The organism is Ruegeria sp. R8_1, from assembly GCF_017743815.1.
Taxonomy (GTDB): Bacteria; Pseudomonadota; Alphaproteobacteria; order Rhodobacterales; family Rhodobacteraceae; genus Ruegeria; species Ruegeria lacuscaerulensis_A.
Genome location: NZ_JAGHRL010000008.1, coordinates 47,778 through 69,616, shown reverse-complemented (window position 1 = coordinate 69,616; position 21,839 = coordinate 47,778). Strand labels below are relative to the sequence as shown.

At 57.3% G+C, this 21,839-nt stretch carries 19 protein-coding genes; 7 read left to right on the top strand and 12 right to left on the bottom strand.

What is annotated here, in order from left to right:
- Nucleotides 1-74 precede the first annotated feature (74 nt).
- The 9 genes from J7380_RS17215 to J7380_RS17175 form a co-directional block, all read right to left on the bottom strand.
- A complete protein-coding gene (locus J7380_RS17215) occupies nt 75-530 on the bottom strand; it encodes a cytochrome c-type biogenesis protein (RefSeq protein WP_209196948.1) in 456 nt (151 codons plus the stop codon).
- Complete coding sequence (locus J7380_RS17210; RefSeq protein WP_209196947.1) at nt 527-2,491, bottom strand: heme lyase CcmF/NrfE family subunit; 1,965 nt, start codon at nt 2,489-2,491, stop codon at nt 527-529. Before J7380_RS17210 ends, J7380_RS17215 begins: the two co-directional genes overlap by 4 nt.
- A 75-nt stretch (nt 2,492-2,566) precedes the next feature.
- Complete coding sequence (locus J7380_RS17205) at nt 2,567-3,145, bottom strand: holin family protein (RefSeq protein WP_209196946.1); 579 nt, start codon at nt 3,143-3,145, stop codon at nt 2,567-2,569.
- On the bottom strand, nt 3,136-3,747 hold the full coding sequence (locus J7380_RS17200; RefSeq protein ID WP_209196945.1) for a holin-associated N-acetylmuramidase: 612 nt from the start codon (nt 3,745-3,747) through the stop codon (nt 3,136-3,138). The genes J7380_RS17205 and J7380_RS17200 overlap by 10 nt, the downstream gene beginning before the upstream one ends.
- Before the next feature lie 112 nt (nt 3,748-3,859).
- Entirely contained in the window at nt 3,860-4,306 is a 447-nt protein-coding gene (ccmE, locus tag J7380_RS17195) for a cytochrome c maturation protein CcmE (RefSeq protein ID WP_170354088.1), read from the bottom strand.
- 7 nt (nt 4,307-4,313) lie between these two features.
- The gene (argC, locus tag J7380_RS17190; RefSeq protein ID WP_209196944.1) at nt 4,314-5,342 is read right to left on the bottom strand and encodes an N-acetyl-gamma-glutamyl-phosphate reductase; all 1,029 of its coding nucleotides are present in this window, start codon (nt 5,340-5,342) and stop codon (nt 4,314-4,316) included.
- A 95-nt stretch (nt 5,343-5,437) separates the two neighbouring features.
- Nucleotides 5,438-6,247, bottom strand: a complete 810-nt coding sequence (murI, locus tag J7380_RS17185; protein WP_209196943.1) for a glutamate racemase — start codon at nt 6,245-6,247, stop codon at nt 5,438-5,440.
- A gap of 8 nt (nt 6,248-6,255) precedes the next feature.
- The gene (locus J7380_RS17180; RefSeq protein WP_209196942.1) at nt 6,256-7,134 is read right to left on the bottom strand and encodes a lysophospholipid acyltransferase family protein; all 879 of its coding nucleotides are present in this window, start codon (nt 7,132-7,134) and stop codon (nt 6,256-6,258) included.
- A gap of 80 nt (nt 7,135-7,214) precedes the next feature.
- The gene (locus tag J7380_RS17175; protein ID WP_209196941.1) at nt 7,215-10,634 is read right to left on the bottom strand and encodes an indolepyruvate ferredoxin oxidoreductase family protein; all 3,420 of its coding nucleotides are present in this window, start codon (nt 10,632-10,634) and stop codon (nt 7,215-7,217) included.
- Nucleotides 10,635-10,803: 169 nt separating this feature from the next.
- On the opposite strand from J7380_RS17175, the gene J7380_RS17170 reads away from it, so the two are divergent.
- The 5 genes from J7380_RS17170 (at nt 10,804) to grxD (ending at nt 17,524) form a co-directional block, all read left to right on the top strand.
- Nucleotides 10,804-11,709 (top strand): LysR family transcriptional regulator, encoded by a 906-nt coding sequence (locus J7380_RS17170; protein ID WP_170354083.1) that lies wholly within the window; start codon nt 10,804-10,806, stop codon nt 11,707-11,709.
- Nucleotides 11,710-11,987: 278 nt separating this feature from the next.
- Nucleotides 11,988-14,237, top strand: coding sequence for a mechanosensitive ion channel family protein (locus tag J7380_RS17165; protein WP_209196940.1), 2,250 nt, complete (start codon nt 11,988-11,990; stop codon nt 14,235-14,237).
- A gap of 153 nt (nt 14,238-14,390) precedes the next feature.
- On the top strand, nt 14,391-16,550 hold the full coding sequence (purL, locus tag J7380_RS17160) for a phosphoribosylformylglycinamidine synthase subunit PurL (RefSeq protein ID WP_209196939.1): 2,160 nt from the start codon (nt 14,391-14,393) through the stop codon (nt 16,548-16,550).
- Between the two features lie 125 nt (nt 16,551-16,675).
- Nucleotides 16,676-16,912, top strand: coding sequence for a BolA/IbaG family iron-sulfur metabolism protein (locus J7380_RS17155; RefSeq protein WP_170354080.1), 237 nt, complete (start codon nt 16,676-16,678; stop codon nt 16,910-16,912).
- Nucleotides 16,913-17,161: 249 nt separating this feature from the next.
- Nucleotides 17,162-17,524 carry a Grx4 family monothiol glutaredoxin gene (grxD, locus tag J7380_RS17150; RefSeq protein ID WP_170354079.1) on the top strand — a complete coding sequence of 121 codons (363 nt, stop codon included), beginning with the start codon at nt 17,162-17,164 and terminating at the stop codon, nt 17,522-17,524.
- On the opposite strand, the gene J7380_RS17145 is transcribed toward grxD, so the two are convergent.
- Genes J7380_RS17145 through J7380_RS17135 form a run of 3 tightly spaced genes read right to left on the bottom strand, consistent with a single transcriptional unit; the run spans nt 17,525 to nt 19,061 of the window.
- Nucleotides 17,525-17,872, bottom strand: a complete 348-nt coding sequence (locus J7380_RS17145; protein ID WP_209196938.1) for an MliC family protein — start codon at nt 17,870-17,872, stop codon at nt 17,525-17,527. It abuts the gene before it with no gap.
- Nucleotides 17,869-18,264, bottom strand: coding sequence for a cell division protein ZapA (locus tag J7380_RS17140; protein WP_209196937.1), 396 nt, complete (start codon nt 18,262-18,264; stop codon nt 17,869-17,871). The genes J7380_RS17145 and J7380_RS17140 overlap by 4 nt, the downstream gene beginning before the upstream one ends.
- Nucleotides 18,264-19,061, bottom strand: a complete 798-nt coding sequence (locus tag J7380_RS17135; protein WP_209196936.1) for a hypothetical protein — start codon at nt 19,059-19,061, stop codon at nt 18,264-18,266. The genes J7380_RS17140 and J7380_RS17135 overlap by 1 nt, the downstream gene beginning before the upstream one ends.
- A 234-nt stretch (nt 19,062-19,295) precedes the next feature.
- Between J7380_RS17135 and tkt the strand changes: the two genes are divergently transcribed.
- Both tkt and J7380_RS17125 read left to right on the top strand, forming a co-directional pair.
- Nucleotides 19,296-21,317, top strand: coding sequence for a transketolase (gene tkt / locus J7380_RS17130; protein WP_209196935.1), 2,022 nt, complete (start codon nt 19,296-19,298; stop codon nt 21,315-21,317).
- Between the two features lie 162 nt (nt 21,318-21,479).
- Nucleotides 21,480-21,830, top strand: coding sequence for a hypothetical protein (locus J7380_RS17125; RefSeq protein ID WP_209196934.1), 351 nt, complete (start codon nt 21,480-21,482; stop codon nt 21,828-21,830).
- The last annotated feature ends 9 nt before the right edge of the window (nt 21,831-21,839 follow it).

Sequence of the window (21,839 nt, the reverse complement as noted above, 5' to 3'; positions counted from 1 at the left end):
CAGGTTCCCCCCAAGCACTATTCTTGAGGACAAGCCTGACTTAATTCACAGTCAAGGGAAAGACCGACCAAGGGTCAGTCCTTCAGAATTTGCTCTAACCGCTTCTTTTCAGCGTCGCTAAGCCCGTCAATGTCCGCGGTCGCGTGCGCATCTGCGCGCTTTCGAAGGAAACCCCAACCCACCGCTGCAGCAATCAACAGCATGATCGGTCCCGCAAGCCACAGCAGCAGGTTTGAACCAGTTATGGTAGGCTTCAACAGCACGTATTCCCCATAACGGTCTACAATGAAGCTGATTGCTTCTTCGTCGCTATCGCCTGCAACAAGCCGTTCCCGCAACAACAGGCGCAAATCCCGCGCCAGTCCGGCATTGCTTTCGTCAATGCTTTCATTGCGACAGACCAAACAGCGCAAACCGGTACTCAGGTCGCGTGCACGTTGTTCCAAGACCGGATCGTCCAGTACCTCGTCTGGCTGCACGGCGTATAAAGGCGACGCGATAAGCGCCAGGATCAGGATCAGGCGTTTCATTCTGCTGGCACTCCGCCTGTTGGGGCCTTGCGTGCGCCTGCGGCCACGCGGAACCTTCTGTCGGACAGGCTAAGGAACCCACCCAACGCCATCAGGATACAACCGCCCCAGATCCAGTTTGCCAGAGGCTTGATGTAGGTCCGCATCACCCAGCCTCCGTCAGCCTGCTGATCGCCGATCACAACGTAAAGATCCCCTAAGAACCGGTAGTCGATCGCCGCTTCGGTCGTTGGCATTCTGGCAACAGGATAGTCCCGTTTTTCCGGGTGCAACATACCCATGGGGCGGCCGTTCTTTTCCACCCGAACATCGGCGGTGGTCGAGAAGTAGTTGGGCCCTTGCACGCGGCGGACATCGTCCAGTGTCAGGGTGAATTGACCAACCTCAAAAGGCTGGCCGGGCTGCGCCACGCGGATATCCTCAACCTCCCACGCGGTCAGGCCGGCAATGGCAAACATGGTCACGCCAAGCCCGGTATGCGCAACGGCTTTGCCCCAATCGGCTCCGGGCAGCCGGAACAGGCGACTTAGGCTTCCGTTGCGGCCCGTACGGCTCCACAGATCAACCGCAGCACCAAAAGTGATCCACGCGCCAAGGAACAGACCAATTGGGCCAAGCGCGCTGCGCCCCGTTTGCATGACCCAGACCAGTATCGCCAAAGCCACGGCCAATACAAAGGCGTAGCGAAGCGAATAAGCCGCCTTGCCAATCTTGCCGCGTTTCCACGGCATCATTGCGCCCACAGGTAGAACGATCCCCAAAACGATCATGAAGGGTGTAAAGGCCGCATTGAAAAACGGTGCCCCGACCGAGAGTTTCCGGTCAAAAGCCATCTCGGCCACCATCGGCCACATAGTCCCGAAAAACACCACAAAGCAGCTGACAGCCAACAGTATATTATTCAGTACCAGTGCGCTTTCACGGCTGACCATGCCAAAGACGCCCTTGGCCTCCATAGCTTGCGCGCGTGCGGCAAACAGCGTCAGCGCACCACCGATGAAGATGACCAAAATGAACAGAATGAAAACACCACGTTCCGGGTCGTTGGCAAAGGCATGAACCGAGGTTAACAAGCCCGAGCGCACGATGAACGTGCCAATCAACGAGAACCCGAACGCGATGATCGCCAACAGGATCGTCCAGCTTTTCAGCGCCTCGCGTTTTTCGACAACGATGGCGGAATGCAGCAAAGCAGCAGCCAGAAGCCAAGGCATGAACGACGCATTCTCGACAGGATCCCAGAACCAGAACCCACCCCAGCCCAATTCATAGTAGGCCCACCAAGACCCCAGCGCGATCCCAATGGTCAGAAAAACCCACGCCGCCAGTGTCCACGGGCGCACCCACCGACCCCATGCTGCGTCGATACGGCCTTCGATCAAAGCAGCTACGGCAAAGCTGAACGCCATGCTGAGACCCACGTAACCCAAGTACAAGAACGGCGGGTGGAACGCCAAACCGGGATCCTGAAGCAATGGGTTCAGGTCCCGCCCATCAAAGGGTGCAACGACAAGCCGGTCAAAGGGGTTCGATGTGAACAGGATAAAGGCATAGAACGCCACGCCAATCGCGGCTTGAACAGCCAGCACGCGCGCCTTCAGTGTAGGCGGCAAACCCGCCCCAAAAATCGCAGCCATCCCACCGAATATGGCCACGATATAGACCCACAACAACATGGACCCTTCATGGTTTCCCCATGTCCCGCTGATCTTGTAAAGCATTGGCTTGGCCGAATGACTGTTCTCGACCACGATGCGCAGCGAGAAATCCGATGTGGCAAAGGCCCATACCAGCGCACTGAAAGAAAACGTCATGAGCACCAGTTGGGCCACCGCAGCGGTTTCCCCAAAAGTCATCCAACCCGTCCACCTTTTGGACGCGCCAACCAGCGGAATGACGGACTGCACGATCGCCACGAGAAAGGCGAGGATGAGGGCGTAGTGACCAAGCTCTGTAATCATGGCCCTGCATATAATCCCGTTGCGAAGGAAGCACCAATAACTTTCGCGTCCCGAAGGCGCACATAGTGTCGCGGCTCATGCCGTGCGGGCGCGCCTCCAATCGTCCAGTGCCCGGTTTTCGTCAGGGTTCAGCGCGTGCTCGGCAAGGGTTACATCGGTCCCCGGATCAGCCGCGCCAACGGACTTCGCCCGCATATGTCTGAGTTCCGCGATATTCTGCGCAACTACAGGCGCGCGCCGCACTGTCGCCGAAAGCTCGCGTTGCCAGTCCTGCATTTTGGCCTGGTGCCGCGCGCCGAAATAGAACGAAACAATTACCCCCAAAAGCCACCACAGCGGTTCAGGCACAAGGGCGATGCCCTGCATCCGCGCCGCAAACCAAAGGGGGTCCACCATTGCCGCCACAAATAGCGCAAGCGTACCAAGCGCCAGAGCAGGACGCGGCAATCGGTTCAGGCCGTCCATAAAACGGTCGAAACCACCCTTGCGCGGCACGGCATACTCAGCACCGAACTGAACCATTGCCTGCTGTCGAAGCGACAGGTCCCGTTCGGCACCTTTTTCCGCATTTTCACGAAACACTTCGGCAGTTTCGCGAACGACATTCCTTCCGTCACCAAAAAGGAACGACATAAAACCCGAGATCAATCCCATCCCGCAACTCTCTGTTGAAATTCCGCATCGCTCAGGTGGTACCCCGGAGAGACAAATTCCTCTGCTCTGCGAATCCACCCACCCTTGTGTCCAGACAGCGTGCGCGCGTATTTCCGCGAAGCAACGCGGCCATCGGCAATCCGGAAATAATAATTCCGACGTGCCACTCCGTACGCGTCTCGCAAAGCAATCGGATCCGGTTGCGCGGCAGTCTTGCTGGCCTTCGCAGTCTGTGGTCCGACAACACCGTCCACTGTGACCTTAAAATCCATTTTCCTCAGAAGATATTGAAGTATTTTAACCGCTTGCGCGCCAGCGTTGACGTACATGTCAAAGACAGACGGTTGCAGTACCTCTGGCAACATGCCCAGTCTTGGGCCGTTGAAATAGTGAGACACGAAAATATCGACTGCCTGCGTTTTGGAGAGACGCTTGACGTCTTGGCGTGTAACGAATCCATCGCCGGTCAAGTCCAGCCCCAAACGCCGCATTGTGTGGATCGTGACACCGTATTTTGTCACTCCGCCCGGATCATCCGGGTCGTCTACAAAGCCACCTTCGCGCGATACGATATCAGTCGCGATCTCTTGAACCGTCTGCATTGCATCCTCCGCTTGAATTCGCACAAAGGCTGCAGTCTCTGAGTTAAGAGCGATCTACGAAAAAGGGCGCTGCTACCGCAACGCCCTATAACACTTTTATCTATTCGAGGGGTCAGCCTTCGCTCGGCTCCACATACACGCCTTGCTCCTTCAGCGCGTCCACAACCTCTTTGGGCATGTAGGTTTCATCGTGTTTGGCAAGAATTTCGGTCGCCTCGAATACGCCATTCACATAAGAACCGGTCCCGATCATACCCTGGTTTTCTTCAAACAAGTCCGGCAAAACGCCAGTGAAAGCGACTGGTACACTTTCCCCGCCATCGGTTACGACAAATGTCACCGTTTCGCCCTGCCCGCGCACGATCGAGCCCTCTTCGACCAAACCGCCAATCCGGAACACTTCGGTGGATTTTGGCGGCTCTGCGATCACCTCGCTAGGCGAGCGGAAAAAGTTGATACCGTCCTGCAAAGCCCAACCGATCAATGCTGTAGATGACACAAGGGCCACGACTGCCAGCAGAATAATCTGTACGCGACGGCGTTTCTTGAGCGACTTCATGATATCCTCATGGGAACAGAGGGGCCATCATCAGGCCCGTTGTTTCAGCTTCACCTAACATCAGGTTGGCGTTCTGCAAGGCTTGGCCACTGCTACCTTTTGTCAGGTTATCCAGAGCACCGATCACGATCGCGCGACGTTCGATCCGGTCGCCCACGACACCGATATGGCAAAAATTCGAGCCCCGCACGTGGTGGGTCGATGGCGTCTCGCCAAAGGGTAGCATCTGGATAAAGGGTTCGTTTTCATAGGTCTTGGTCAACGCCTCGTACACGCTGGCCGGATCGCCTTTGACATAAGTGGTGGCCAGAATCCCCCGGTTCGCGGGCACCAGATGCGGCGTGAACTGAACCTTGACCGGACGGCCTGCCAATGCCGAGAATTCTTGATCAAACTCTCCCAAATGCCGGTGCGTTCCACCGACGGCATAGGCGTTGTACCCCTCGCTAAGTTCGGCGTGTAGCAGGTTTTCCTTGAGCGACCGCCCCGCGCCGGACACTGCGCACTTAAGATCCAGAATGATGTCATCCAGATCAATCACATTGGCCGAGATCAGCGGGCGCAGCACATATTGCCCCGTCGCCGCGTTACAGCCAGTGCCCGCAACCAGACGGGCGCTGCGGATGTCTTCGCGGTAGAACTCGGTCAGGCCGTACACGGCCTCATCCTGCTGCGCCAGAGCGGCATGGGGGTTGCCGTACCACTTTTCATATTCCGCCGGATCACGCAGACGGAAATCGGCGGACAAGTCGATGATCTTGAGGGTCTTGGGCAGATCGCGGATCACTCCCTGACTGGTCTTATGCGGTAAGGCACAGAAACACAGGTCGATCTGCGAAAAGTCGATTTCGGAAATCTTGCACAGGGTGGGCAGGTCCATGTGGCGCAGATGCGGAAAGACCTGCGCCATGGTCATCCCGGCCTTCCGCTCCGCGGCCAACGCGGCGATTTCCATGTTGGGGTGTTCGGCAATCAGCCGTACCAGTTCAGCGCCTGTATAGCCCGAAGCTCCTAGAATTGCGATTTTATGGGTCATGTCAGACCTCTTGTTTGCGTGGTGTCACATGTCACGACCGCCGATGCGACGGTCTGGGAATAAATCAGCACAAGGCTGGGCGTCCTTGACCTAAGTCAGACAGCCTCGAACGTGATTTGTCGTCGCAGGAACTGTGTTGCGCGGTCGCTGACCGTGGCGGGCTTGCCGGTTGTCAGGAAGCCGCCCGGCCCGGTGCCCTGCATGTTCGGATGGCGCTCCAGATAATCCGCAAGGCTTTCGGCGACCAATGCGCCCTGACTGAAAACCTGCACGTCTTCCCCCAGCGCGGCCTGAAACTGATCAGCCATCAGCGGATAGTGCGTGCAGCCCAGAATAGCCGCCTGCGGCTCGGGCATTTTACGTTTGAGCGCATCCACATGGCTGCGCACTAGCGCTTCGGCCAGGATCATATCGCCGTCTTCGATGGCATCGACCACACCGCCGCAGGCTTGCGCCTCGACATCGACACCGATGGCGCGGAAAGCCAGTTCGCGTTGGAACGCGCGGCTAGAGACCGTCGCAGGCGTTGCAAACAGCGCCACATGCTTGACCGCAACCTCGCGCGGAGGGCTGTTGTCGCCCCATTGCCGTTCGGTCAACGCCTCGATCAAAGGCACAAAGACGCCCAGCACTCGCTTGCCCTCGGGCACGCCCTCTTCCTGCATCCGGCGCAGAGCCGCGGCGCTGGCCGTGTTGCAGGCCAGAATCACCAGATCACAGCCCCGGTTCCAAAGCTCATTCACCGCGCCGCGTGTAAGCTCATAGATGTTCTGTGCGTCCCGCACGCCGTACGGCGCATGCGCACTGTCCGCGTAGTACAGGAAATCCAAGTCCGGCAGACGTTTCTGCGCGGCGTCCAGAACGGTCAGACCGCCCAAACCAGAATCAAAAATACCTACTGCCATTAGCCCCTTCAGGCGCGATGCCGTTCCTCAAACTCATAGCCGTAGTCATAAGACTCTAACGGCGTTGGAGACAGCTCATACGTGGCTTTGCGCAGGAAATCCATCATCTTGCGCGTGTCCTTGGCCAGAGGGTCCAAAACGTCGCGGCCGATGGGCTCTCCGATCACCACTTTGACCGGAGTGTCGACGCGCTTTTTGAACTCTTTGATCAATAAGCCCATACGCAAAGTGTTGTGCAGATGGCTGGCGACCTGAAACAGGCGCGAGGTGTGGCCGTCAAAAAACACCGGCACCACCGTTGCGTTCGACTTGGCGACCATGCGCGCCGTAAACCCGCGCCAACCCGGATCCATGGGATATGAGAACGGTTTGACCCCGGTGCTAACCGTGCCGCCGGGGAAAATCCCGATTGCGCCACCCTCACCTAAATAGTTCAGCGCGGTTTTGCGAGTATCCAGATTCAGCTTCATCGCCTCTTTCGTCTCATCGAACGAGATCGGCAGGATAATGCGGTTCAAATCTTCGGCTTTGCGGAATACGCGATGGGCCAGTATGCGGAAATCGCCCCGAGCCTGAGACAGGATGTGGCCCATCATCATCCCATCCAGAATGCCGTAAGGATGGTTGGCGATCAGGATCAGCGGGCCGGTCTGAGGGATGTTGGACAACGCGCCCCCAACCAAATCCAGCGACAAACCATACCGGTCCACCATAACCGACCAGAAATCGCGCCCCTGCGCGACCTCGTGCTCGTACCCATCCGCACGCTTGATCAGGCGCATGCGACCTGTGGTATTCTCCATCAGTTTGATCACCATCCGTCCGCCTTTCGTTTCGGCGGAATGGGCATAAGAAATGTCACGAGCGACGTGGCGGCGCGAGGGCATGGCTGTCTCCGAAACTTGCTGCCTGCAATTTATGTGCGGCTAACAATCTTGCCTAGTGATAGTGACAGTGTTGTGACGATTTACTCGGCCGCTGCGCGCAAATTGGGCCCTCCGCTACGGATCGTCGACAAAAGTTCCTCTCGGCGTTTCGCTGCCTTGGCTTCGTTTTCCTGAAGCACCGGGCCGAAGCCGCGAATATCCAGTGGCAGTTCGGCCAAAGCGATGACGGCATCGCGGGTCTCAGAACTGATCAACGGAGTGATCTCTTTGAGATCACGCTCGTATTGCTTGATCAGAGCGCGTTCCATTCGGCGTTCTGCACTGTACCCGAATATATCCAGGGGCGTCCCACGCAAGGCCTTCAGCCGGGTCATCAGCTTCAATGGCCTCAGCATCCACTCGCCATAAGCTCTTTTGCGCGGCCGACCATCCGGGCCTGTACCACCAAGGATCGGCGGCGCGAGGTGGAACGTCATCTTGAAGTCACCATCGAATTCTGCCTCCGCTTTTTCGCGGCTGGACAACAAAAGACGCGCTACCTCGTATTCATCCTTATAAGACAGCAGCTTATGATACCCTTTTGCAACGGCTTCACGGACATCCTTATCTTCGAATGTTTCGACCAGTCTGCGATACCGTTTCGCGAGCCGCGCGCTTTGATAAGCGGTCAGGTGATCGGCGCGAAAACTGATCATTTGATCCAGTGTCTTGGGTAGTTCAGCCACACTGGGCCGCAGGATTTCCGCAACCTTTTCCGGATACAGAACCGCCCAGCGACCGATATCAAAAGCCCGCTTGTTTCGCTCTACAGCCGTTCCGTTCAGTTCGATCGCCTGAAGGACAGCCGAATGGCTGATCGGAAGTAAACCACGCTGCCACGCAGCCCCGAACACCATCATGTTGGAATAGATCGAGTCGCCCATCACTGCCCGCGCCAGATCAGTTGCGTCGAACAGCGAGACATCCTCTTTCAACCGCGCCTGTAAAGCCAGTTCCAGACGATCACCCGGAATCCGGAACTTGGTGTCGCGTGTGAAATCACCAGTGACCGTTTCGTGGCTGTTGACGACGGCACCAGTTTGCCCCGACCGGGTCAATCCCAGTGTCTTGGCCCCGGCAGAGACCACCAGATCACCACCTATCAGCGCATCGGCTTCTCCTGTGGCGACGCGGATGGCGCTGATATCTTCAGGCCGGTTGGCCAGACGGCAATGGATGTGTACGGCGCCCCCTTTTTGCGCCAGCCCGGCCATCTCCATCATCCCGGCTCCTTTGCCGTCGATCTGCGCGGCCTGCGCCAAAACAGCACCGAGCGTGACAACACCCGTGCCGCCGATACCCGTGATGACCACGTTATGCGTGCCATTGATCTTAGGCAGTGTCGGCATCGGAAGGTCTGGCAGGTCGATCTCGGTCGTTGCCTCCTTGCGGATTTTTGCGCCTTCCAGCGTCACGAAGGATGGGCAGAACCCTTTGAGACAGGAGAAGTCTTTGTTGCAACTGGACTGGTCGATCGCGCGCTTCCGGCCGAGTTCAGTCTCTTTGGGCACAATCGACACACAGTTCGACTGAACGCCGCAATCACCGCAACCTTCGCAGATATCGGTGTTGATAAATACCCGCTTGTCGGGGTCAGGAAAGGTGCCGCGCTTACGACGGCGGCGCTTTTCGGCGGCACAGGTCTGTACATAAACCAGGACCGAGACACCTTCGACACCGCGCAATTTTTCCTGAACCTGCATCAGCTCGGCGCGTTCATGTGTTTCGACACCTGCCGGCAAGGCTTTGAAGTTCACATCTTCCTTTTCATCATAGACCAGCGCGACGTTTTTGACGCCCATAGCCTTAACCTCTGCCACGATCCGTTCCGCGGTCAGATCGCCTTCATTTCCCTGACCACCTGTCATCGCGACGGCATCGTTGAACAGGATTTTGAACGTGATGTTGGTGCCTGCAGACAGGGCCGCGCGGATCGCTTGAACGCCCGAGTGGTTATAAGTTCCGTCGCCAAGGTTCTGGAAAACATGATCCGTGGTCGAGAACGGCTCTTCCCCGATCCAGTTGGCCCCTTCTCCACCCATCTGCGTAAAGCCCGAGGTGCTGCGGTCCATCCACTGGACCATGTAGTGGCACCCGATCCCGGCATAGGCCCGGCTTCCATCCGGCACCTTGGTCGAACTGTTATGCGGGCAGCCCGAACAGAAATACGGCAGACGCGTTGCGATCTCCTCCGCGTTGTCGGCACGCCGGGCCTCGGACAACTTGGCCAATCCGGCGCGAACACCATCGGTGTCACGGCCTTCCTCAATCAGAATTTCGCCAAGCTTTTCAGCGATCATGTTGGGGTCCAATGCCCCTCGGGTCGGGAACAGTTCTTCGCGATGCAGAGTACCCGCACCGCCCTTGTACCAGCCATAAACACGACGCCCCCGACGGTCGTCAAAGATTGCCTCTTTAACCTGAACCTCGATCAGCTTGCGCTTTTCTTCGACGATTACGATCAGATCCAGACCTTCTGCCCAATCGTGGAACCCGGCCATGTCCAATGGGAATGTCTGGCCCACCTTGTATGTCGTGATGCCCAAACGCTCGGCCTCGGCTTCATCGATGTTCAGAAGGGACAGCGCATGGGCCAAATCCAACCAGTTCTTGCCTGCGGCAACAAACCCGATTTTTGCGCCAGGTTTGCCCCAGACACGTTTGTCCATCTTGTTGGCGCGCGAGAACGTCTCGGCCGCGAAGCGTTTGTAGTCTATCAGTCGCGCCTCTTGCAGGTGCGGCGTGTCCACCAGCCTGATGTTCAACCCGTCCTGTGGCATGTCAAAGTCAGGGACGACAACGGACATCCGGTCTGCGCTGCCATCCACGACCGAGGTGACCTCGATCGTGTCCTTCATGGTCTTTAGACCGACCCAAACCCCGGCAAACCGGCTAAGAGCAAAGCCATAAACACCATAATCCAGAATTTCCTGTACGCCTGCGGGGCTGACGATCGGCATATACATGTCAACCAGCGACCATTCTGACTGATGCAGCACGGTCGAGCTTTCACCGGTATGGTCATCCCCCATAGCCATCAATACGCCGCCATGGGTCGCAGTGCCCGCCATGTTGGCGTGGCGCATCACGTCGCCGGAACGGTCCACTCCGGGCCCTTTTCCGTACCAAAGACCGAAAACCCCATCAAACTTGCCATCCCCTCGAAGGCCCGCTTGCTGACTGCCCCACAAAGCTGTTGCAGCCAAATCTTCGTTTAAACCGTATTGAAAGGTGACATCGCTTTCGGCCAATTGCTTTTGGGCGCGCATCATCTGTTGATCAACCGCCCCAAGCGGAGAACCACGGTAGCCGGTTACAAGCCCGGCGGTGTTCAGCCCGGCCTGACGATCCCGCGCCTTTTGCATAAGCATCAGACGCACCAGCGCTTGGGTGCCATTCAACAAAACCTGGTTCTTTTCCAGATCGAACCGGTCATTCAAAGTTACTTGTGGCTTACTCATCAAACGCCTCCCCTCGTCAGATCAGTGTGCTATCTTAATTTGCATTTTAGGTCACAAGTTATGACCTGCATAGGGATTTTCCCATAAAACATAAGGATTTCACCGTTTGAATGTAGAAGTTGTTACCTATTTCATATAGGCGTTCCGAAGGATAACGAAAGTTGCGGCGATGGATTGGGATAAGCTTAGGATATTTCACGCGGTTGCAGATGCGGGCAGCCTGACCCATGCGGGCGATAGGCTCAACCTGTCGCAATCCGCCGTCAGTCGACAAATCCGAGCGCTGGAAGAGTCTCTTGATTCGACTCTTTTTCATCGTCACGCGCGTGGTCTGATCCTGACCGAACAGGGTGAGTTGTTGTTTGACGCAACCTCGGCCATGTCTAAACGCCTGGACGCTGCTGCGGCACGCATTCGTGACAGCGAAGAGGAAGTCTTTGGTGTTCTTCGCGTCACCACAACTTTTGGCTTTGGCACCCTGTGGTTGGCCCCGCGTCTGCCAAAGCTGTACGAACAGTATCCCGACCTCAACATTGACCTGATGTTAGAAGAACGGGTTCTGGATCTTCCTATGCGCGAAGCCGACGTGGCCATTCGGATGAAAGAACCCAGCCAGGCAGATCTGGTGCGCAAAAGACTGATGACAGTTCAGATGCAGCTATACGCGACACAGGAGTACATTGAGGAAAACGGCACCCCTCAAACGTTGGAAGACATTTCCAACCATCGACTGATCTGCCAGACACCCGCTGCCCCACAAGCAGGGGCAAGCGCTGCCATGGTGCGGCATCTTATGACTTATAATCCGGGGTCTTTGCTGACGGTGAACAACTATTTCGGTGTTCTACAAGGCGTACTGCACAATTTGGGCATCGGCGTGTTGCCAGACTACGTGACACAAGACTTCCCCCACCTCGTTCCGCTTCTGGCAGATATCGAAACTGCGGATGTCCCCGTTTATCTAGCCTACCCGGAAGAGCTGCGGCACTCCAAGCGCGTGGCCGCGTTCCGCGATTTCGTTCAGGACGAGATTATTGCGCAGCGTAAACAGTTGAAGCAGTTGGGAAAGCTGTAGCTATGCGCCTTAAGCATAGCGGGCATGATCACTCAACAGCATGAAACACCTTGATCGTTCATAAACTGATCCCTAAATGAGCACTCGAAGACGGTGATGCTGAAACGCTCATCATCTTCATACCTCCCTGTTGGACTACGGCCGAGCTTAGTGCTCGGCCTTTTTTTTGTTCGAACTTCAGATTTTTGCACACCACAGGGGAAACATCTGGGAAAATCTGACACTTATCCCTATTATCACGAAAAAATCATCAAGACGTGTGTTCGAGGACAGATTCGATGTTTCACCCCATTCGCCTCATTTTGGCGATCATTTCCGTCATTTGCCTGTCAGGGCCAGTGCTGTCACAAGAAAGCAGCACAACCAGTCCGACTACGCCTGTCGCTATTCCCGAAGACCTGACGCCTGAACAGGTGGATGATCTGGTCGCGCGGATGTCAGACGACCAGGTTCGCGCCATTTTGCTGGACCGGCTAGACGCCGTAGCAGAGGAACGCGCCGCCGAGGCCGCTGACCGCGAGGATCCCATCAAGGAACTTAATGCTATCTGGGAGGCAATGGTTGCCTCGTGGACACATGTGTTGACGACCATTCCGAACCTCATCAGCGCTCAGGTTCATGCGACCGAGAACTTTATCGGCACATTTGGTTCAACCGGTGCCCTGACCCTGATGGGTATTGTTCTTAGCGTATTGGTCGTTGGTTTCATTGCTGAGAAGATATTCTACCTCTTGACGCGGAAATGGCACGAAAAGTCAGGCATGCACCAAGACAACGACCTGCGGGGAGCTGTTCGTTTTCTATTCCGCCGCTTTTGCCGAGAAATCGCTGGACTGGTAGTGTTTTACGTAGTGATCCGAGCAGTTGGGCGTGGATTGATGACGCCAGAACAGATCACTTATGCCGCACCTTTCGTCTTTTATCTGATCTGGGTTCCCCGTCTAGGTGCTGCTGCGTCGCGTTTCGTACTGGCACCCAACCAGCCCCATTACCGACTGGTCAACATTGACGATCATTGGGCTAAATTCCTGCACCGCAACCTGATCGGGTTGCTGATCCTGATCGGTTTGACGCTGTTTACAGTGCACTTCAACGCGCTCAACGGCATCACCCCCGGCGAAACCCGTATCGGTTTCTGGCTGAACGCAGGCATTCACGTCTATATCGGTGTCATCGCCTGGAAAGCTCGTGAAGGCCTGACGCAGATGATGCTGGGCACTGACCCGGATCATACCAAGTTTGACGAGGAAGTTGCCTACTATTACCCCTATTTCGCCATTGGCGTTTCGGCGGTGATCTGGCTGCTGGTTGAATTCCTTGCCGCACAGCGAGATCCAGTTCTTCGATCGCTGCTGCTGCAAGGGGCGCATTTCACCACTATGTTCTGGCTGCTGATAGCGCCAGCGCTGGATTCGCTGATCCGCGGTCTGGTGCGTCACTTGCAACCTCCGATGCTGGGTGAAGGTCCGGTTGCCGAGCGCGCGTATAAATCGACCAAACGCAGCTACATCCGTATCGGGCGCGTTTTGGCCGGTATTCTGGTCATCTTGATGATCTCACGCGCGTGGGATCTGAACCTTCAGGAAATCGCTGGCGGCGGAGATGAGTCCGGTAGTAAGCTGGTGCAGTTCTTCATTATTATCGCCATCGGCTATATACTTAATGAGGTCATATCGCTGTGGATCAACCGCCGTCTGGCCAAAGAACACACAGCCAATGGTCAAAGTCCTGATGAAGAGGCTGGTGAAGGTGGCGGTGCCGGTGGCTCGCGTCTGGCGACGGTTCTGCCGCTGCTGCGCGTAACCGCGCAGGCCGCTATTGCAGTGATCTTTGTGTTGTTGGCGCTGGGCGCGTTGGGCATCAACATTACACCACTGCTGGCAGGTGCTGGTGTTCTGGGTCTGGCCATCGGCTTTGGGGCGCAGAAACTGGTTGCAGATATCGTTGGAGGGGTTTTCTTCCTGGTAGATGACGCTTTCCGCGTGGGCGAATACGTCGATGTGGGCGGCACCACCGGCACGGTCGAAAAGATCTCGATCCGGTCCATGCAACTGCGTCACCACCGGGGGCCAGTCCACACCATTCCTTATGGTGAAATCCAGAAGCTGACCAACTACAGCCGTGACTGGGTCATCATGAAGCTGAAATTCACCGTGCCATTCGACACTGATCCCAACAAGGTCAAGAAGATCTTCAAGAAGATCGGAGCCGAGATGATGGCCGACGAAACCCATAAAGACGGGTTCCTGCAGCCCTTCAAATCACAAGGTGTATTCGATTTCGACGATGTGGGCATGATCATCAGGGGCAAGTTTATGGCCAAACCCGGCAAACAGTTCACGCTGCGCAAAGAAATCTTCAACCGGGTGAAAGCCTCGTTCAAGGAAAACGGCATCGACTTTGCCCGCCGTGAGGTGCGTGTTGCCATTCCGGGCCTGGAAGACGCCGACCACCTGACTGAAGAGCAGAAGGCCGCCGTTGGTGCTGCGGCTGCCGACGCAGCGAACCAACAGCAGAACCCGGCCTAAGCCAAAACCTGACTGCAAAACAGGCGGAACCGGCCTCTGGTCGGTTCCGTTTTACTTTGGCGCGTACCGCCTGCGCTGACTTGACCCTTCCCACGGGCGCATCCTTGCCCTACAAGGCGCGCAATCTCGGCCCACTTGGACACAGGACAGAAGATGCAAGAGCCCGCAATCACACCCGATCTGATCGCCGCACATGGGCTCAAGCCCGACGAATATGACATGATCCTCGAGATCATCGGGCGCGAGCCGACCTTTACCGAACTGGGCATCTTTTCGGCCATGTGGAACGAGCATTGTTCCTACAAGTCCTCCAAGAAATGGCTGCGCACCCTGCCCACGTCGGGCCCGCAAGTGATCTGCGGTCCGGGTGAGAATGCGGGTGTGGTCGATATTGGCGACGGTCAGGCCGTGGTGTTCAAGATGGAGAGCCACAACCACCCTTCGTATATCGAACCCTATCAGGGCGCGGCGACCGGTGTGGGCGGCATCCTGCGTGACGTCTTTACCATGGGCGCGCGGCCCATCGCGTCGATGAACGCGCTGTCCTTTGGCGAACCCGCCCACCATAAGACCCGCCAGCTGGTGAACGGCGTCGTCGAAGGCATCGGTGGCTATGGCAACTGCTTCGGTGTGCCCTGCGTGGGGGGCGAGGTCCGGTTCCACCCTGCCTATAACGGCAACTGCCTTGTGAACGCCTTTGCCGCCGGTCTGGCCGACAGCGACAAGATTTTCTACTCGGCTGCTTCGGGCGTCGGTATGCCCGTTGTGTATCTGGGGGCCAAAACCGGCCGCGATGGCGTGGGCGGCGCAACCATGGCCTCGGCCGAGTTTGACGATACAATCGAAGAAAAGCGCCCCACCGTTCAGGTCGGCGACCCCTTCACCGAGAAACGCCTGATGGAGGCGACGCTGGAGCTGATGCAGACCGGCGCGGTGATCTCGATTCAGGATATGGGCGCTGCGGGCCTGACCTGTTCCGCCGTGGAAATGGGCGACAAGGGTGGCCTTGGCGTGCGGCTGGACCTTGAGAACGTCCCCCAGCGAGAAGAGAACATGACCGCCTATGAGATGATGCTGTCGGAATCTCAGGAACGGATGCTGATGGTCCTCAAGCCCGAGCTGGAAGCCGAGGCCCGCGCCGTGTTCGAGAAATGGGACCTCGACTTTGCCATCGTCGGCGAAACGATTGCCGAGGACCGTTTCCTGATCGTCCACAATGGTGAGGTCAAAGCTGATCTGGTCCTGTCGAAACTGTCTTCGACCGCGCCCGAATACGACCGCCCGTGGGTCGAAACACCTGCGGCCGAAGACCTGTCCGAAGTGCCTCAGATTGATCCGATCGATGGTCTGCGCGCCCTGCTCGCCTCGCCCAACTATGCGGGCAAGCAATGGGTCTATGAACAATACGACACAATGGTGATGGCCGACACCGCCCGCACGCCGGGTCTGGGTGCGGGCATGGTTCGCGTGCATGGCACCGACAAGGCACTGGCTTTCACCAGCGACGTGACCCCGCGCTATGTGCGCGCCAACCCGATTGAGGGGGGCAAGCAAGCGGTGGCGGAAGCCTATCGCAACCTGACCTCTGTCGGGGCCACTCCGCTGGCGACCACCGACAACCTGAACTTCGGCAACCCCGAAAAGCCCGAGATCATGGGCCAGTTCGTCGGTGCCATTCAGGGTATCGGTGAAGCTGTCGCCGCGCTGGACATGCCGATCGTATCGGGCAACGTCTCTCTCTATAACGAGACCGACGGTCAGGCGATCCTGCCCACCCCCACCATCGGCGCGGTCGGTCTGCTGGCCCACACCGATGACATCATCGGCAACGAGGTTCGCGAGGGCCATGTGGCTCTGGTCATTGGTGAAACGAACGGTCATCTTGGCCAATCCGCCCTGCTGGCCGAGGTATTCAACCGCGAAGACGGCGACGCGCCCCATGTCGATCTGGAGGCCGAAAAGCGCAACGGCGACTTCATCCGCGCCAACCGCGAGATGATCAAAGCCTGTACCGATCTGGGCGATGGTGGCCTTGCCCTGGCGGCGTTTGAGCTGGCCGAGGCGGCAGGCGTGGGCGTCTGCCTCGACGATGCCTCGACCGAGTTCCTGTTCGGCGAGGATCAAGCGCGCTATCTGGTCGCCTGCAACTTTGATCAGGCCGAGGCACTGATGATCGCCGCCGGTCAAGCAGGTGTTCCGCTGGTCTCGGTTGGTCGTTTCACCGGCGAGACAGTCAAGATCGGAGGATCCGAGGCTGCGTTGGACGATCTGAGCGCCACCTTCCGCAGCAGCTTTGCCGAAGCTGTCGCCTGATATAGCCTTCGCAAACAATAACGAAACCCGCGCTTGAACCGGCGCGGGTTTTGTCGTCTCAGGACCACTTGCGCGCCCCGCTTTGGCGCTCTACATCTTGGGAAAGACCTTCAGGAGTGACCTACATGCCGATGAGCGCCCACGAAATCGAACACCTGCTGCGCGAAGCCTTTCCCGATGCGGAAATTCAGGTCGGCGGCAGCGACGGCGTGCATATGTCCGCCATGGTCGTGGACGAAAGCTTTCGCGGCAAAAACCGGGTTCAGCAACAGCGCGCGGTCTATGCGGCCTTGAAAGGCAAGATGGACGGCCCAGATGGAGAGCTGCACGCGCTGGCGCTGACAACGAAAGTTCCGGAGTAACATGGAGCATTTGATCGTACTCGCAATTGCGATTTCTGTCTTTGTCCTGCTAATCGGGCTAATTGCGTGGAACCACTCAAAGACCGGCCGCAAAACAGGACGAGGATCTCTGCCTGCGCAGGGCAAACACATTCTGCACTCGTCTTACAATTCGCATGACGGTGCAATTCGTTCAACGCAGACCCATATTCCCAAAGACCCACAAGACTTCGCCAAAGCGATGATGCCGAAGAGCAAAGGAAACGCGAAATGACTGACGTGAAAACCCAGATCGACGAAACCGTCAAAGCCAACGATGTGGTGCTTTATATGAAGGGCACCAAGGAAATGCCTCAATGCGGGTTCTCGTCCCGCGTGGCTGGTGTGCTGAACTATATGGGCGTCGACTATGCCGACGTGAACGTTCTAGCGGATGAAGAGGTCCGTCAGGGCATCAAGGATTATTCCGACTGGCCGACCGTACCGCAGCTTTACGTCAAAGGCGAATTCGTCGGCGGTTGCGACATCATCACCGAGATGACTCTGTCAGGCGAGTTGGACACGCTTTTTGATGACAACGGTGTTGGTTACAACAAAGAAGCCGCCGACAAGATCCGCGAAGCAAACGCCTGATCACCGGCTGGAGCAATTCTCTAGTATAACCTGCTCGCTGGCGGCATCCCCTGTCGCCAGAAAGCTGACCGTTGCATCCCAACCTTTGGACCGCAGAATATAGGTGCCGCCATTTCCGCTGGATCTGTACTGGATTCCCGATCCACTGATACTTTGCTCTAGTGCGATCAGTTGATTATCGACCAGCATGGCCGCGGCGCTCGAGCCGTCCGAGGCGTTAAAGAACACCACCTCAAGAGGAACGGCATTGTCGCAGGTGAAGGTAACAGGGAGAACGTCGAGTTCCGCCCAAGCCGTGCTTCCCAACACCGTCGCCACGAAAACAGCAGATATCCGACGCAATATCATCCCGAAGTCTTTTCTTCCACAACCGAGGCAAGCGCTTCGGCACGCGCCGCCAATTCAGCTAGCGTGTCTGTCACGGAAGGCGGCACAACCGCTACCTCGACCCTTTCGGGCTCAGGCTGCGGTTTGTTGCGCAAAGCCTGAATTTCGGCCTCGGCCTCGGCCAATTTTGCTTGCAGGGAACTAATCTGATCTTCCGACGCGGCCGTTTTGTCAGCAAGCATGAGGCCGGCCATCAGCAGCATTCTGGACTCGGGCATTCGTCCTATTTGATCAGAAAGAACCTGTGCTTCGTCGTCCAACATCTTAGCGGCGGCTTGCAGGAACACTTCTTCTCCGTCCTGACATGAGACGTCAAAACCCCGCCCACCGATTTGAATGGTTACCTCGGGCATTACTCCACCTCTCCTTCAGCCAGCTTGGCTTGCGACAAAAGCGGCTCTAGTCGCGCCAACACAGCATGCGCCTCGGCCGCGTCCGTGGCCTGAGCGGCTCGGGTCGCTTCCAGTTCGGCTACTGTTGCGCGGTTCAGAAGTTCGGCATCCGGCAAACCGCCCTCGGACGCAGCGCGCAGTTCATCGACCGAATTGCGCAACTGTTCATTAGCCTTGCGCATACGCTGCAGATCGTCATCCAAACGAGACATAGCCGCCCCGTGACTGCTGCGTTCCGCGCGCAACATCTCAAGCTCGGCACTTAACTCAGCGACCCGCTCGCTATCAGCCAGTTCCGATTTCAAACGCGCATTCTCGGCCTTCAACTCCTCTGCCATGCTTGCAGTTGCCTGCAACCGATCGTTCTCCGCCTTCAAAACTGCAAGCTCGTCCTGATCTTCTAAAGCCGCCTTGGCGTCCGCAAGCTCTGCACGGGCGGCTTCTACTGCGGCCAGTTTCGCGGTTGCTTCAGCCAATTGCTCGCGCAAAGCTGAGTTTTCTGGGTGTTCAGCAGGAACCGAACGCAAGCTCTCCATATCGGCGCGCATTGCGTCGACTTCCTGTTCATGGCGTTGCTTGAGGGTTCTAAGACGTTCTTCCAATTGCGCATTTGCTACACGTTCGTCATCCAGCGCGGCACGCAACGTTTCATCCGCTGCGCGCGAAGGTTCTGACATTGCCCCCATGGCGTCCACGCTTGCACCGATACGTTCCATCGCGACAACAATACGGCGCTGTAATTCTTCGATCTGGCTCATGCCCCTGCCACCTCTTTATCAAGGTTCCGTGTGCTGCGGTTCATCCGAATCAACTTAATTCACGAATTGGTCTAGTCTAACCGAATGGCGCGGAAAATACCCACTGTTTGCTTTCAAATACTTGAGCCGCGTTCTTGAAGCAGTTCACCCTTGTAACCCCCGGTTCTGCTTGCACTTTGAGGACTGAGTGGTATTCAGCGCGCAATCTGCCTGTAATCCAAAGGAATAACGCCCGTGGACCTGACTGCGCTGCGCAATGCAAACCCCGAACATTGGGACAAGGCTGCGGCCATCCGCACATTGACCCTTGATGCCGTCGCCGCCGCCAATTCCGGCCATTCCGGCATGCCGATGGGCATGGCCGACGTCGCGACCGTGCTGTTCGAAAAGCACCTGAAATTTGACGCCTCGGCGCCGAACTGGCCCGATCGTGACCGGTTTATCCTGTCTGCAGGTCACGGCTCGATGCTGATCTATTCCTTGCTCTATCTTACAGGCCACGCTGACGTCACTCTGGACGAGATCAAGAACTTCCGCCAGCTGGGCGCAAAAACCGCAGGCCACCCCGAGAACTTCTTGGTCAATGGCATCGAGACCACCACCGGCCCACTGGGTCAGGGCATCTCGAACGCCGTCGGTTTTGCCATGGCCGAGGAAATCCAGCGCGCGCAATACGGCAAAAAGGTCGTTGACCACTATACCTATGTGATCGCGGGCGACGGCTGCCTGATGGAAGGGGTCAGCCAAGAAGCCATCACCCTTGCCGGACGTCACGAGCTGAGCAAGCTGATTGTTTTCTGGGACAACAACAACATCACCATCGACGGCACCGTGGACATCGCAGACCGCACCGATCAGGTGCGCCGTTTCGCGGCCTCAGGCTGGCATGTGATCGAGATTGACGGACACGATCCGCAGGCCATCGACGCGGCCATCCTGCAGGCGAAAAAGTCGAACAAGCCAACCATGATTGCCTGCGAAAGCCACATTGCATTGGGTCACGCAGCGCAGGACACTTCGAAAGGCCACGGTGCGCTGACCGATCAGGATCAGTTGAAAGCCGCCAAAGACGGCTATGGCTGGCCGCATGGCGCGTTTGAAATCCCCGCCGATGTGAAATCCGCATGGGAAGCGATCGGTGCACGCGGTGCAGCCGAGCGCGCCGAATGGGAGGCCCGCTTTGCCGACCTGTCCGAGCGCAAACAGGCCGAGTTCAACCGTGCCTACGCGTTTGAAGCGCCCAAGAAACTGGCTGGTGCGATCCGTGCGTTCAAGAAACAAGCGTCGGAAGATCAACCGAAACTGGCCACCCGCGCCTCGTCGGAAAAGGTTCTGAACGTCGTGAATCCGATCATGACGGAAACCGTTGGCGGATCGGCTGACCTGACTGGGTCGAACAACACCAAGTCGGCGGATATGGGCGTGTTCCTGCCGGAAAACCGCAAGGGCCGTTACATTCACTACGGTATCCGCGAACACGGCATGGCCGCTGCGATGAACGGCATGGCGCTGCACGGTGGCATCCGCCCATATGGTGGCACCTTCATGGCCTTCACCGACTATGCCCGCCCGTCCATGCGTCTGGCCGCGTTGATGAAAATCCCGTCGGTCTTCGTGATGACCCACGATTCCATCGGTCTGGGCGAAGACGGCCCGACCCACCAGCCGGTCGAACATCTGGCCATCAGCCGCGCGACGCCCAACACCTATGTGTTCCGCCCCGCCGATACGGTTGAAACGGCTGAGGCGTGGGAACTGGCGCTGACCTTCAAGGACAGCCCCTCGGTCCTGTCGCTGACCCGTCAGGGCGTGCCGACCGTGCGCACCCAGCACAAGACCAAAAACCTGTCCGCGCAAGGCGCCTATGTTCTGGCCGAGGCCGAGGGCAAACGTCAGGCCATCCTGATCGCCACCGGCTCCGAGGTCTCGCTGGCGATGGAAGCCAAGGCTATGCTCGAGGTCGAAGGCATCGGCACACGCGTCGTCTCCATGCCCTGTATGGAGTTGTTCGCCGAGCAGGACGAAGCCTATCGCAAGCGCGTGCTGCCCGCCGGTGCCGTCCGCGTCGGGATTGAGGCCGCCGTGCGCGCCGGTGGCTGGGACCGCTGGCTGCTGGGCGAGCGTGGCCGTGAAGCCAAAGCCGGGTTCATCGGCATGTCTGGCTTTGGTGCTTCAGCCCCTGCGGGTGAGCTGTATAAGCATTTCGGCATCACTGCCGAGGCCACCGTTGCCAAAGTCAAGGAACTGCTGGGTTAATTCCCGACGTCAGTCCAAAGGAAACAGGCGGTCCGTATGGGCCGCCTTTTTTTCGCGCCACACCCTCACAGACTGGTGAGGCGTCGTGATCCCACCTGCCCTATTTCGTAGGCCATAACGCCTTAAGTGCTGAAGGCAATAAGGTCACAGGGAAGTTTAGAAATGAAGAAACACGCCGTACTGAGCGCCGTAGCAGTGATCCTGGCCGCCCCAGCATTCGCGGGGGATTTCGCCAGCAAGGAAGAAATTCAAAAAACGATGGCCGACCACACCTATGCAGGCGGTATGCTGTCAGGCGCGTTTACCGAGTATTATGCAGCCGACGGCACCATCAAAGGCGAAGGCTATTCGGGCAAGTGGGAAGCAACAGATAATGGAATGTGCTTTCAGTATGGCGATGATCCCAAAAACTGCTGGGACCTGAAAATTGACGGAGCCGCCGTTACCCTGGTCAAAGATGGCAAGATTGACGGGTCTGGCGTCGTGGTGAAAGGCAACACTAACGGGTTCTAACGCTAATCC

What these genes read in the sequence shown, in the direction of transcription:
- J7380_RS17210 (WP_209196947.1), bottom strand. Translation starts at nt 2,491, where the DNA reads ATGATTACAGAGCTTGGTCACTACGCCCTCATCCTCGCCTTTCTCGTG.
- J7380_RS17175 (WP_209196941.1), bottom strand. Translation starts at nt 10,634, where the DNA reads ATGAGTAAGCCACAAGTAACTTTGAATGACCGGTTCGATCTGGAAAAG.
- murI (WP_209196943.1), bottom strand. Translation starts at nt 6,247, where the DNA reads ATGGCAGTAGGTATTTTTGATTCTGGTTTGGGCGGTCTGACCGTTCTG.
- J7380_RS17205 (WP_209196946.1), bottom strand. Translation starts at nt 3,145, where the DNA reads ATGGGATTGATCTCGGGTTTTATGTCGTTCCTTTTTGGTGACGGAAGG.
- J7380_RS17180 (WP_209196942.1), bottom strand. Translation starts at nt 7,134, where the DNA reads ATGCCCTCGCGCCGCCACGTCGCTCGTGACATTTCTTATGCCCATTCC.
- grxD (WP_170354079.1), top strand. Translation starts at nt 17,162, where the DNA reads ATGACTGACGTGAAAACCCAGATCGACGAAACCGTCAAAGCCAACGAT.
- J7380_RS17125 (WP_209196934.1), top strand. Translation starts at nt 21,480, where the DNA reads ATGAAGAAACACGCCGTACTGAGCGCCGTAGCAGTGATCCTGGCCGCC.
- J7380_RS17170 (WP_170354083.1), top strand. Translation starts at nt 10,804, where the DNA reads ATGGATTGGGATAAGCTTAGGATATTTCACGCGGTTGCAGATGCGGGC.
- J7380_RS17155 (WP_170354080.1), top strand. Translation starts at nt 16,676, where the DNA reads ATGCCGATGAGCGCCCACGAAATCGAACACCTGCTGCGCGAAGCCTTT.
- J7380_RS17200 (WP_209196945.1), bottom strand. Translation starts at nt 3,747, where the DNA reads ATGCAGACGGTTCAAGAGATCGCGACTGATATCGTATCGCGCGAAGGT.
- ccmE (WP_170354088.1), bottom strand. Translation starts at nt 4,306, where the DNA reads ATGAAGTCGCTCAAGAAACGCCGTCGCGTACAGATTATTCTGCTGGCA.
- J7380_RS17140 (WP_209196937.1), bottom strand. Translation starts at nt 18,264, where the DNA reads ATGCCCGAGGTAACCATTCAAATCGGTGGGCGGGGTTTTGACGTCTCA.
- J7380_RS17135 (WP_209196936.1), bottom strand. Translation starts at nt 19,061, where the DNA reads ATGAGCCAGATCGAAGAATTACAGCGCCGTATTGTTGTCGCGATGGAA.
- J7380_RS17145 (WP_209196938.1), bottom strand. Translation starts at nt 17,872, where the DNA reads ATGATATTGCGTCGGATATCTGCTGTTTTCGTGGCGACGGTGTTGGGA.
- J7380_RS17215 (WP_209196948.1), bottom strand. Translation starts at nt 530, where the DNA reads ATGAAACGCCTGATCCTGATCCTGGCGCTTATCGCGTCGCCTTTATAC.
- J7380_RS17165 (WP_209196940.1), top strand. Translation starts at nt 11,988, where the DNA reads ATGTTTCACCCCATTCGCCTCATTTTGGCGATCATTTCCGTCATTTGC.
- argC (WP_209196944.1), bottom strand. Translation starts at nt 5,342, where the DNA reads ATGACCCATAAAATCGCAATTCTAGGAGCTTCGGGCTATACAGGCGCT.
- purL (WP_209196939.1), top strand. Translation starts at nt 14,391, where the DNA reads ATGCAAGAGCCCGCAATCACACCCGATCTGATCGCCGCACATGGGCTC.